Source organism: Pseudomonas sp. NFIX10, assembly GCF_900111955.1.
Classification (GTDB): domain Bacteria; phylum Pseudomonadota; class Gammaproteobacteria; order Pseudomonadales; family Pseudomonadaceae; genus Aquipseudomonas; species Aquipseudomonas fluorescens_AA.
Map to the genome: position 1 here is coordinate 318,079 of NZ_FOKH01000001.1, position 12,340 is coordinate 330,418.

At 62.6% G+C, this 12,340-nt stretch carries 9 protein-coding genes; 4 read left to right on the forward strand and 5 right to left on the reverse strand.

Going from position 1 to position 12,340, the window contains the following annotated elements:
* Nucleotides 1-40: 40 nt before the first annotated feature.
* From BM321_RS01415 to acnA, 3 genes are all read right to left on the reverse strand, one after another.
* Nucleotides 41-1,606, reverse strand: a complete 1,566-nt coding sequence (locus tag BM321_RS01415) for a methyl-accepting chemotaxis protein (RefSeq protein ID WP_092326937.1) — start codon at nt 1,604-1,606, stop codon at nt 41-43.
* A 78-nt stretch (nt 1,607-1,684) separates the two neighbouring features.
* Nucleotides 1,685-2,473: a CPBP family intramembrane glutamic endopeptidase gene (locus tag BM321_RS01420; RefSeq protein WP_092441294.1), complete on the reverse strand. Its 789-nt coding sequence runs from the start codon at nt 2,471-2,473 to the stop codon at nt 1,685-1,687.
* A 125-nt stretch (nt 2,474-2,598) separates the two neighbouring features.
* A complete protein-coding gene (acnA, locus tag BM321_RS01425) occupies nt 2,599-5,340 on the reverse strand; it encodes an aconitate hydratase AcnA (protein WP_092441295.1) in 2,742 nt (913 codons plus the stop codon).
* A 173-nt stretch (nt 5,341-5,513) separates the two neighbouring features.
* Between acnA and rlmM the strand changes: the two genes are divergently transcribed.
* Together rlmM and tusA are read left to right on the forward strand one after the other, a co-directional pair.
* Nucleotides 5,514-6,587, forward strand: a complete 1,074-nt coding sequence (gene rlmM / locus BM321_RS01430) for a 23S rRNA (cytidine(2498)-2'-O)-methyltransferase RlmM (RefSeq protein ID WP_092441296.1) — start codon at nt 5,514-5,516, stop codon at nt 6,585-6,587.
* Between the two features lie 187 nt (nt 6,588-6,774).
* Complete coding sequence (gene tusA / locus BM321_RS01435; protein WP_003183455.1) at nt 6,775-7,026, forward strand: sulfurtransferase TusA; 252 nt, start codon at nt 6,775-6,777, stop codon at nt 7,024-7,026.
* Here tusA and BM321_RS01440 read toward each other — a convergent pair.
* Nucleotides 7,023-8,426 (reverse strand): MATE family efflux transporter, encoded by a 1,404-nt coding sequence (locus BM321_RS01440; RefSeq protein ID WP_092441297.1) that lies wholly within the window; start codon nt 8,424-8,426, stop codon nt 7,023-7,025. The two genes, tusA and BM321_RS01440, sit on opposite strands and share 4 nt — an antisense overlap.
* Before the next feature lie 292 nt (nt 8,427-8,718).
* Here BM321_RS01440 and pdxB point away from each other — a divergent pair, with 292 nt between their 5' ends.
* Nucleotides 8,719-9,873 carry a 4-phosphoerythronate dehydrogenase PdxB gene (gene pdxB / locus BM321_RS01445; protein WP_092441298.1) on the forward strand — a complete coding sequence of 385 codons (1,155 nt, stop codon included), beginning with the start codon at nt 8,719-8,721 and terminating at the stop codon, nt 9,871-9,873.
* 120 nt (nt 9,874-9,993) lie between these two features.
* Here pdxB and BM321_RS01450 read toward each other — a convergent pair whose 3' ends face one another.
* Nucleotides 9,994-10,173, reverse strand: a complete 180-nt coding sequence (locus tag BM321_RS01450) for a PA1571 family protein (protein ID WP_003199629.1) — start codon at nt 10,171-10,173, stop codon at nt 9,994-9,996.
* A 258-nt stretch (nt 10,174-10,431) separates the two neighbouring features.
* Here BM321_RS01450 and BM321_RS01455 point away from each other — a divergent pair, with 258 nt between their 5' ends.
* Nucleotides 10,432-12,204 (forward strand): ABC transporter transmembrane domain-containing protein, encoded by a 1,773-nt coding sequence (locus BM321_RS01455; protein ID WP_092441299.1) that lies wholly within the window; start codon nt 10,432-10,434, stop codon nt 12,202-12,204.
* Nucleotides 12,205-12,340: the final 136 nt, after the last annotated feature.

Genomic DNA, 12,340 nt, shown 5'->3' on the forward strand with positions numbered 1-12,340 from the left:
GAAGCGTTCACTGTCCGGGTTTTTACATTGCCAATTGCAGTCAGCGGTTGAACCGCTCCACCAACGAATACTGCGAATTCGCCGTGCGGGTCAGTTCTTCGCTCAGCAGCGCCGAGCTGTGGGCCTGGCCGGAGGTCTGGTCGGCCAGGTCCGAGATGTTGCTGATGTTGCGGCTGATCTCCTCGGCCACCGAGCTTTGTTCCTCGGTGGCGGCGGCGATCTGGGTGGTCATGTCGGTGATGTTGGCCACCGCTTCGCTGATGCCCACCAATGCCTGGTCCGCTTCCATCACCCGCGCCACGCCTTCTTCGGCCTGGCGGTGGCCAGCCTCCATGGTTTGCACGGCATTGTTGGCGGTTTGCTGGAGCTTGGCGATCAGGGCATGGATCTGCCCGGTGGATTCGCTGGTGCGTTGCGCCAGTTGCCGGACTTCGTCGGCCACCACGGCGAAGCCGCGGCCCATCTCACCGGCACGGGCCGCTTCAATAGCGGCGTTAAGGGCCAGCAGATTGGTCTGGTCGGCGATGCCTTTGATCACGTCGACCACGCCACCGATCTCGTCGCTGTCCTTGGCCAGCTGAGTCACGGTGTTGCCGGTCTCGCCGACCACCACCGACAGCCGCTCGATGGCTTCGCGGGTTTCCCCGGCGATGTCACGGCCGCGGCTGGTCAGGCGATTGGCTTCCTGGGTAGCATCGGCGGTGCGCTGCACGTGACTGGCGACTTCCTGGGTCGTTGCCGCCATCTGGTTGACGGCCGTGGCGACCTGTTCGGTTTCCACCCGCTGGCGCTCAAGACCGCTGGAGCTGTCATGGGCCAGCGTGTTGGACTGGCGGGCCTGGTCGTTAAGGTGCTCGGCGGTGTCCTGCAGGCGCGTCAGGCAGGTTTTCAGGCGCGCTTGCTGGCTGAGGATCGACATTTCCAGGCGAGCCTGAACGCCGCGGCTGTCGGTGTACATCCGGGCGATCAGCGGGTCGGAGGTGGTTTGCTCGGCCAGGCGCAGCAGGCGCTTGATCCCGCGTTGTTGCCATTGCAGGCCCATCAGCCCCAAGGGCACCGACAGCAGGGCGGCCAGGGCAAAGCCCCAGTGGGAGTTCAGGAAGGCGCCGACGACGAAACTGAGTTGGCTGACCAGGATAAACGGCAGCCAGTCCTGCAGCATCGGCAACCATTTGTCGCTGGCCGGAACCGCGGATTTACCCTGGTTGATGCGCTGATACAGGGCTTCGGCCCGGGCGATCTGCTCGGCGGAGGGTTTGACCCGCACCGACTCGTAGCCGACCACCTGATTGCCCTCGAACACGGGCGTGACATAGGCGTTGACCCAGTAATGGTCACCGCTCTTGCAGCGATTCTTGACGATGCCCATCCATGGCAAGCCTTGTTTCAGCGTACCCCACATGTGCGCGAACACGGCGGATGGCACATCGGGATGGCGCACGAGATTGTGCGGCGAACGGATCAGTTCTTCCTTTGAAAACCCACTGATTTCAACGAACGCGTCGTTGCAATAGGTGATGACGCCCTTGGCGTCGGTGGTAGAAATCAATCGTTGCTGGGCCGGAAAGGTCCTTTCGCGTTGTGTGACGGGTTGGTTGTTACGCATGGTGGTGTAGATCCGCAAGGCTTTGAAAGGTTGTCGGCGCCGTCAGGTTTTAGTTGAAGTTATTTTTGCCTGTCGCTATCACGCCAGCATCGGGTAGGTAAAGAGGGCGAAATGAAGCAGGTTGAGCAGGAAGTGCGTGGCAATCGCCGCGCCCAGGCCGCCAAATCGATAAGCGAGACCGTAGCCAACCCCCGCCAGGCCGGACAGCAACACCCATTGCCAGCCCGCGCCCGCATGCACAAGGCCGAACAGCAACGAAGCCAGGAGCAACGCCAGATTGTCGCCCTGGCGCAGGTGTTTGAAGCGTCGGCTCAAGCCACCCTGAATGTAGCCACGAAACAGCGCTTCCTCCACCAGCGTTACCAATAAAAGATTATTCAGCACCCACAGCCAGGCGTGATCCGGCCATTTCGGCGCCCACTGGACCATGCCCAGTAGCAGCGCCCCGCCGAGGGCCAGTACCGTACTCAGCGCCAAGCCCAGTGCCGTGGCCTGGACCGACAGACGCAACGAGCGTCGGCCGACGATCCAGGGGCAGGCCAGCAGCAACCAGAAGCCGATCAAGGGCTTGTCCTGGTTCAGGTACATGGCGAAACGCGCCGCATCATCGGTCAAGCGTTGCGCCGGGATGGCCCGGCCATTGAAGAAGCCTGGCATCCAGTGCATCGCCAGGGCCAAGGCCATCACCAGAAACAGGACGTGCCCGAGAAACCGGCCCACCGGCATCTGCTGTTGACGAACCGTATACCCGGCGAATAGCAGGAGTGCGAAGGAAATGGCCGCAGTCCAGGTCAGTTGACCGTAGGCCAGGGCCAGGCCATAACCGATGGAGAGAAGGGCCAGGTAGGGCCAGGGTAGGGCAGGCATGTCACATCCTTTTGAGTCTGGTGAGCGGTTGCAGCGGGTAGGGCGGGTGAAGCCGGCGGGATTATAGGCAGGCCCAAACGAAAACACCGCCCTTAAGCGGCGGTGTTTTTGTAGGACGGCTCCTTTTAAGCTGCAATCAATTGCCGTAGGACATAGTGAAGAATCCCGCCTGCCTTGAAATACTCCACTTCATTCAAGGTATCGATCCGACACAACACTTCAATCCGCTCCTGGCGACCGTCCTCTCGAGTGATCACCAGCGGCAGGTTCATGCGCGGCGTCAGTTCGACGTCATTAAGCCCGAGGATGTCCAAGGTTTCCCTGCCCGTGAGGTTCAGGCTCTTGCGGTTCTGGTCGAGCTTGAACTGCAACGGCAGCACGCCCATCCCTACCAGGTTGGAGCGATGGATGCGCTCGAAACTTTCCGCGATCACCGCCTTGACCCCCAGCAGGTTGGTGCCCTTGGCCGCCCAGTCCCGGCTCGAGCCCGTGCCATATTCCTGGCCCGCGATCACCACCAGCGGCGTGCCCGTGGCCTGGTAGAGCATGGCAGCATCGTAGATCGGCATTCGTTCGCCACTGGGGATGTAGATCGTGTTGCCGCCTTCTTCGCCGTCGAGCATTTCGTTGCGGATGCGGATATTGGCGAAGGTGCCGCGCATCATGACTTGATGGTTGCCGCGCCGGGAGCCGTAGGAGTTGAAATCCCGTGGTTCCACGCCCTGTTCGCGCAGGTAGCGACCGGCCGGGCTGTCGGCCTTGATGTTGCCGGCCGGGGAGATGTGGTCGGTGGTCACCGAGTCTCCCAGCAGGGCCAGGACCCGGGCGCCCTCGACGTTCCTGACGGCCGGTGGCGGCCCGCCGATGTCGTCGAAGAACGGTGGGTGCTGGATGTAGGTCGAGTCATCCTGCCAGACGTAAGTCGCCGCTTGCGGCACTTCGATGGCTTGCCATTGCTCGTCACCGGCAAACACGGCGGCGTATTCCTTGTGGAACATGCTGGTGTTGACCTGGGCCACGGCGGCGGCCACTTCCTGGCTGCTGGGCCAGATGTCCCGCAGGTACACCGGCTTGCCGTCCCGGTCGTTGCCCAGCGGCTCGCTGCTGATGTCGATGCGCACGGTGCCGGCCAGGGCATAGGCGACCACCAGCGGCGGCGAGGCCAGCCAGTTGGTTTTCACCAGCGGATGCACCCGGCCTTCGAAGTTGCGATTGCCCGACAACACCGAGGCCACGGTCAGGTCGGCTTTCTGGATGGCTTTTTCGATGGGGTCCGGCAACGGCCCGGAGTTGCCGATACAGGTCGTGCAACCATAGCCCACCAAGTCGAAACCGAGTTTATCCAGGTACTCGGTCAGGCCGGCCGCGTTGTAGTAATCGGTGACCACCTTGGACCCCGGCGCCAGGGAGCTCTTGACCCAAGGCTTGCGGACCAGGCCTTTTTCCACGGCTTTTTTCGCCAGCAGCCCGGCGGCCATCATGACGCTGGGGTTGGAGGTGTTGGTGCATGAGGTGATGGCGGCGATCACCACCGCGCCGTTTTTCAGGCGATGGGTGTGCCCTTCGAATTCGTACTCGGCTTCGCCCACCTGGTCGGCATTGCCCACCGCGACGCCACCGCCGCCTTCACTTTCCAGGCGACCTTCTTCTTTGCTGGTGGGTTTGACCTGCAACCCCAGGAAGTCGCTGAAAGCCTGGCCGACATTCGGCAGCGAAACCCGGTCCTGAGGGCGTTTGGGCCCAGCGAGACTGGCCTCGACGCTGCCCATGTCCAGCTCCAGGGTGTCGGTGAACACCGGCTCCTGGCCGGGCAGGCGCCACAGGCCCTGGGCCTTGCAATAGGCCTCCACCAGTTTCACGGTTTCGGCCGGGCGCCCGGACAGGCGCAGGTAGTCCAGGGTCACCTCGTCCACCGGGAAGAAACCGCAGGTGGCGCCGTATTCCGGGGCCATGTTGGCGATGGTGGCGCGGTCGGCCAGGGGCAGGTCAGCCAGACCGTCGCCATAGAACTCGACGAATTTGCCTACCACACCTTTCTTGCGCAGCATCTGCGTGACGGTCAGCACCAGGTCGGTGGCGGTGATGCCTTCGCGCAGCTTGCCGATGAGTTTGAAACCGATGACCTCGGGAATCAGCATCGACACTGGCTGGCCGAGCATGGCCGCTTCCGCCTCGATCCCGCCGACGCCCCAGCCCAGTACGCCGAGGCCGTTGATCATGGTGGTGTGGGAGTCGGTGCCCACCAGGGTATCGGGGAAGGCGTAGGTGCGGCCGTCTTCTTCTTTGGTCCACACGGTGCGGCCCAGGTATTCCAGGTTGACCTGGTGGCAGATGCCGGTGCCTGGCGGTACCACGCTGAAGTTATCGAAGGCGCTCTGGCCCCAGCGCAGGAAGGCGTAGCGTTCGCCGTTGCGCTGCATTTCAATGTCGACGTTCTGCTCGAACGCCTGGCTGCTGGCGAACTTGTCCACCATCACCGAATGGTCAATCACCAGGTCCACCGGTGATAACGGGTTGATCCGCTGGGGATCGCCGCCGGCCTTTTCCACGGCGGCGCGCATGGCGGCCAGATCGACCACGGCGGGGACGCCGGTGAAATCCTGCATCAGCACCCGTGCCGGGCGGTATTGAATCTCGCGGTCGGAGCGGCGCTCCTTGAGCCACCCGGCCAGGGCCTTGAGGTCGGCGCCGGTGACGGTTTTTTCATCTTCCCAGCGCAACAGGTTTTCCAGCAGCACCTTCAAGGACATGGGCAGCTTGTCCAGGTCACCCAGGCTTCGGGCGGCATCCGGCAGGCTGAAGTAGTGGTAGGTCCTGGCGTCGACTTGCAGTGTTTTAAGGGTTTTCAGGCTATCGAGGGACGGCATTGAAATCACTCCTTTGAGTCCGCACGGCTACGGACGGAGGGGGACGGACAGAGCCTTTAACCTAGCCCTGTTTTGAGCGTATGACTAATAACTGGACTCTATAGCAAGGTTCGCGGTTCCGAACTCCGCTATCATGCGGCGGTTTTCGTGACAGGCTTTGCTACGGAGTTTCAATGAACACGCTTTTTATGCACTGCCGGCCAGGCTTCGAAGGCGAGGTCTGTTCCGAGATCGCCGAACACGCGGCCCGGCTCAACGTGGCCGGCTACGCCAAGGCCAAACCGGCCAGTGCCTGTGCCGAATTTGTCTGTACTGAAGAGGACGGTGCCGAGCGGCTGATGCGCGGGCAGCGTTTTGCCGAGCTGATTTTTCCGCGCCAGTGGGCGCGGGGCACGTTCATTGAATTGCCGGAAACCGACCGTATCAGCGTGATCCTGGCCCACATGTCGGCGTTTCCGGCCTGCGGCAGCCTGTGGCTGGAGGTGGTCGACACCAATGACGGCAAGGAGCTGTCGAACTTCTGCAAGAAATTCGAAGGCCCGTTGCGCAAAGCGCTGAGCGGGGCCGGCAAGCTGGTGGACGACCCGCACAAGCCGCGCTTGCTGCTGACGTTCAAGAGTGGCCGCGAAGTGTTCCTGGGCCTGGCGGACGCGGATAATTCGGCGATGTGGCCCATGGGCATCCCGCGCCTGAAGTTCCCCCGGGAAGCGCCGAGTCGCTCCACACTCAAGCTCGAAGAGGCCTGGCACCATTTCATCCCTCGGGACCAGTGGGACGAGCGCCTGCACAGTGACATGACCGGCGTGGACCTCGGTGCCGCACCAGGCGGCTGGACCTGGCAACTGGTCAACCGTGGGATGCTGGTGACGGCCATCGACAACGGTCCGATGGCCGAAAGCCTGATGGACACCGGCCTGGTGCAGCACCTGATGGCGGACGGTTTCACGTTCAAGCCCAAGCAGCCGGTGGACTGGATGGTCTGCGACATCGTCGAAAAGCCCGCGCGCAACGCGGCGATGCTGGAAGAGTGGATTGGCGAAGGCCATTGCCGCGAGGCCGTGGTCAATCTCAAACTGCCGATGAAACAGCGTTATGCCGAGGTGAAGCGCTTGCTCGAGCGTATCGCTGATGGCTTCAAGGCCCGGGGCATCAAGGTCGAGATCGGTTGCAAGCAGCTGTACCACGACCGCGAGGAAGTGACGTGCCATCTGCGGCGGCTGGACACGAAAAAGCCGAAGTCCCGCTAGCCCTCGGAACTGATGGAGTTCCCTGTGGGAGCGAGCTCGCTCGCGATGACGTCGCTACATTCAACATGGATGCAAGCTGACCCACCGCTATCGCGAGCAAGCTCGCTCCCACAGGAGGCAGTGTGAAGCCGGGGGTGACCGAGCGCCGACATTGCGCGACAATGCCGGCCAGTTTCAGGAGTAGAACATGAGTGAAATGAACGACACGCCGGTCGACGGCACGCTGGATGCCACCGGCCTCAATTGCCCGGAACCGGTGATGATGCTGCACCAGCACATCCGCGACCTGGCCCCCGGTGGCCTGCTGAAAGTCATCGCCACAGACCCCTCGACCCGCCGCGACATCCCCAAGTTTTGCGTGTTCCTGGACCACGAACTGGTGGCCCAGCAGGAAGAGGCGGGCACCTACCTCTACTGGATCCGCAAGAAACTCGCTTAACCCGTCGAGCGGCTGATGCGAATCTGTTTGCGCGCGCTACGTGCCAGACGGATCGACAGCATCAATGCCGCGCAGCTCAAGCCCACGATCAGGCCTTGCCACAATCCGCTCGGGCCGCTGGCCGCGCCGAGCCAGTCGGTCAGGCCCAGGGCGTAACCCACCGGCAGGCCGATGCCCCAATAGGCGAACAGGGTCAGGATCATCGTCACCCGGGTGTCCTGGTAGCCGCGCAATGCACCTGCCGCCGTGACCTGGATCGCATCGGAAAACTGGAACAGCGCTGCATACACGATCAGCATCGATGCCACCTCGATCACCACCGGGTCGGCGGTATAGATCGCCGCGATAGGCCCGCGCAGCGCGAACATCAGGCTCGCCGACAGGCAAGCGTAGGCCAGGGCCGTGCCCATGCCCACCCCGGCGGCGAAGCGCGCTTCGCGAGGCTGCTGCCGCCCCAGGGCCTGGCCGACCCGCACCGTGACGGCCATGCCCAGGGAGTAGGGGATCATGAACACCAGGGAGCTGAAGTTCAGTGCGATCTGGTGCCCGGCCACCACGGTAGCGCCGAGGCTGCCGATCAGCAGGGCGATCACCGCGAAAATACTCGACTCGGCGAACACCGCAATGCCGATCGGCAAGCCGATGCCCAGCAGGCGCTTGATGACCGCCCATTGCGGCCAGTCGAAACGGCTGAACAACCGGCTCGACTGATAGGCCGGTGCCCACCGTGCCCAAGCGGCCATGCCCAGGGCCATGACCCACATCACGATGGCCGTGGCCCAGCCGCAACCGACGCCGCCCATGGCGGGCACGCCCAGGTGCCCATAGATGAAGATGTAATTGAGCGGAATGTTCAGCGCCAGCCCGCACAGCCCCAGCACCATCGCCGGTCGCGTGCGTCCCAAGCCGTCGCTGAAGCAGCGCAGTACGTGATACAGCGCCACGGCCGGCAGGCCCGTGCCGATGCCCCGCAGGTATTCCATGCACGGGCCGATCAATTCGGGATCGACTTTCATGATGTGCAGGATCGGCTCGGCGCTGAACAGTGCCAGCGTCGCGATCAACCCCACCACCAGGGCCAGCCACAGCGCCTGGCGTACCAGCGGCCCGATCTCGTCGAACGTACCGGCCCCGAAGCGCTGGGCAACTTTCGGGGTGGTCGCCAGCAGGGTGCCAGTCATCAACAGGAACACCGGCACCCAGATCGAGTTGCCCAGGGCCACGGCCGCCAGGTCCCGTGGACCGACCCGACCGGCCATCACCGCATCGACGAAGCCCATGGCGGTGGTCGCCAGTTGCGCCACCATGATCGGCAAGGCCAGGGCCAGCAACGTCTTGAATTCAAGGCGTACCCGGGCCGGGCGGGAGAGGGGAGTGGGGGTGTCGATGACAGGATTCACAAGGCAAGCGTCCGAAAGGGTTAAGCGCGAGGCGGCGAATTCTACGCCTTGACGCGGTGGTCAGGAAAAAACCTGTGTTGTGGATTTGTAAGCGCTTTTTCAGTTTCCGAGCACCTGTGGGAGCAAGGCTTGCCCGCGATGAAGATTACGCGGTCTGCCGAGGAACCGAGGCGACGGCATCGCGAGCAAGCTTTGCTCCCACAAAAAACTCGCCACAACATCATTCGCTCCTGGTAATGCGTAGGCCTGCTGGAACGCCTACACTGCCCATCCCCGCCAAAGGAGCTCTGCCATGCTGATCGTCGCCGACGAAAACATCCCCCTGCTTGATGCGTTTTTCCAAGGATTCGGCGAAATCCGCCGGGTACCGGGCCGGGGGATCGACCGGACGATGGTCGAGCACGCCGATGTATTGCTGGTGCGTTCGGTCAGCCAGGTCAATCGGGCCCTGCTGGAAGGCAGCAAGGTACGCTTCGTCGGCACTTGCACCATCGGCACCGACCACCTGGACCTGGATTATCTTGCCGAGGCGGGGATCCGCTGGGCCAGCGCACCCGGCTGCAATGCCCGTGGCGTGGTGGACTACGTGCTGGGCAGCCTGATGACCCTGGCAGAAATCGAAGGTGCGGCGCTGGACCAGCGGACCTTCGGCGTGGTCGGCGCGGGCCAGGTGGGCGGGCGGTTGATCGAGGTGCTCAAGGGGCTGGGCTGGGCCGTGAAAGTCTGCGATCCACCGCGTCAGGCCGCAGAGGGCGGCGACTATGTGAGCCTGGAGCAGATCATCGAGCAGTGCGATGTGATCAGCCTGCACACCCCGTTGACCCGCGACGGCGAGCACCCGACCTGGCACCTGTTCGACGAAGCGCGCCTGAACCAGCTCAAGCCCGGAACCTGGCTGATCAACGCGGCTCGAGGGCCGGTGATCGATAACGCCGCGCTGCGCGAGGTGTTGCTGGAGCGCGAAGACCTGCAAGCGGTGCTGGATGTCTGGGAGCAGGAGCCCACCGTGGATGTGGACCTGGCCGATTTGTGCGTGATCGCCACCCCGCATATTGCCGGTTACAGCCTCGATGGTCGCCAGCGTGGCACGGCTCAGATCTACCAGGCCTTGTGCGCGTTCCTGGAGCGACCGGTTGAAGTCAGCCTCAGCGACCTGTTGCCCCGGCCCTGGCTGGGTGGCATCACCCTGGATGCCGAAACCGACCCGGCCTGGGCCTTGGCGGCGCTGTGCCGGAGCGTGTACGACCCCCGTCGCGACGACGCGGATTTTCGCCGCAGCCTGGTGGACCCCGTCGATGAGCAACGCCGCGCGTTCGATGCCTTGCGCAAGCATTATCCGCCACGCCGGGAAATCGACAGCTTGAAGGTTCGCATCGAAGGGCAATCGGCGGCTTTGCAACAGATCGTGACGGCGCTGGGTTGTGGGAGCAAAGCTTGCTCGCGATGAACGATGACGCGGTCAGGGGACCGAGGTGCCTGCATCGCGGGCAAGCCTTGCTCCCACAATCTTTCTGACAGGCATAAAAAACCCGACATCAACGTCGGGTCCAATTGAAGACGGGCTGTATCACTTTTGTTCGGCAGGCTTGACCAGTCGTTTTTCCAGCTCGCTGCAGGCTTTCTGGATCATGTCTTCGGTGATCGGTACTTCGCGCCCTTGGGCATCGATGAACGAGCAGCCCAGAGACTGGTCCGGTTGCGTGCGGATTACTTGAATCTTGTCGTCGCTGCTGTGTTGCAAGGACATGGCCTGTCTCCTCATCAGGTTGTGTGCCTATTTTAATGTCGCCAGGTGACCGAGCCATGACACTCCGTGTAGGTTCATGGCGACGCTTCCACTCAATCAGAAACACAGTTTCGTTTCCACCCAGACTTTAGACCGATAACATCTAGCCGCTAGCCGTAGTGGTCATATTTAACCTGACTCATTGCGATTCAACTTGGTTCCGCTGCGTTTCGGCGTCGCGAGCTGGCCTTTTTCCTGCTGCATTATCGGACACCTTTGATGCTTTCTTCCCGACATCGCCGTGCCATACGCCTGGCCAGCGGCTTCATCGCCCCTTATCGCAAACAGGTCGTCGGCGCTTTGCTGGCTTTGATTGTCACCGCCGGCATTACCTTGTCCATGGGCCAAGGCATCCGCTTGCTGGTGGACCAGGGCTTCATGACCCGCTCGCCGCACCTGCTCAACCAATCCATCGGCTTGTTCATGGTGCTGGTGGTGGGGTTGGCGATCGGTACGTTTTCACGTTTTTACCTGGTGTCCTGGATCGGTGAGCGGGTGGTGGCGGATATCCGACGGCAGGTGTTCAACCATCTGGTGTACTTGCACCCGGGTTTCTACGAAAACAATCGCAGTTCGGAAATCCAGTCACGGCTGACCACTGATACGACCTTGCTGCAATCGGTGATCGGTTCGTCGCTGTCGTTGTTTTTGCGCAATGTCTTGATGGTGGTGGGCGGTATCGTGCTGCTGTTCATCACCAATCCCAAGCTGACCAGTATCGTGGTGATTGCCCTGCCGCTGGTATTGGTGCCGATCCTGCTCTTCGGGCGTCGAGTGCGCAGCTTGTCGCGCCAGAGCCAGGACCGCGTTGCCGACGTCGGCAGCTATGTCTCCGAAACCCTCGGCCAGATCAAGACCGTGCAGGCCTACAACCATCAGGTCCAGGACGAACAGCGTTTTTCCGTGACGGTGGAGCAGGCCTTCGACACCGCTCGCAAGCGCATTGTCCAGCGGGCCTGGTTGATCACCCTGGTGATCGTGCTGGTGCTGGGGGCGGTGGGGGTGATGCTCTGGGTCGGTGGCATGGATGTGATCGCCGGGCGGATTTCCGGTGGCGAGCTGGCGGCGTTCGTGTTCTACAGCCTGATCGTCGGCAGTGCCTTCGGGACCCTGAGCGAAGTGATTGGCGAGCTGCAGCGGGCGGCCGGTGCGGCAGAGCGTATTGCCGAGCTGCTGCGTTCGGAAAACATCATCCAGCCGCCGGCTTCGGGCCTCGTGACCTTGCCGGCGCGAGTTCGCGGTGATTTGCGTCTCGAAGGCGTGCGTTTTTCCTATCCGTCCCGGCCGGACAGTTATGCGGTCGATGGCCTCGACCTGAGTATCAAGGCCGGTGAGACCCTGGCCCTGGTCGGGCCTTCCGGCGCGGGCAAGTCGACGGTCTACGATTTGCTGCTGCGTTTCTATGATCCCGTGCAAGGGCGGATCCTGATCGACGATGTACCGTTGACTCAACTCGATCCGCTGGACCTGCGGCGGCATTTCGCCCTGGTTTCACAAAGCCCGGCGCTGTTTTTCGGCACGGTCGAAGAGAACATCCGCTATGGCAACCCGCAGGCGTCGTCGGAGCAGGTGCGCGAGGCCGCGCAGATCGCCCACGCCCACGACTTCATCGAAAAAATGCCTGACGGCTACCAGACTCACCTGGGCGATGGCGGCCTCGGGTTATCCGGCGGCCAGCGCCAACGCCTGGCCATCGCCCGAGCGTTGCTCGTGGATGCCCCGATCCTGCTGCTGGACGAAGCCACCAGCGCCCTCGATGCGCAAAGCGAACACCTGATCCAGCAAGCCCTGCCCAGCTTGATGAAAAACCGCACGACATTGGTCATCGCCCATCGCCTGGCCACGGTGAAAAACGCCGATCGGATCGCGGTGATGGACCAGGGCAAGGTGGTTGCCGTGGGCACTCACCAGGAGCTTGTCGCCAGCAATGCGCTGTATGCGCGATTGGCGGCGTTGCAGTTCAATGTGGGGTCGGAGGTGGCAACCGACTAAGAACAGCGGGCTCTCAAGCGTTCGCAGATTCAGTGTTCACCATGGGGCTTCTGTGGGAGCGGGCTTGCTCGCGAAAGCGGTGTGCCAGTCAGCATCACCGTCACTGATAACACCGCTTTCGCGAGCAAGCCCGCTC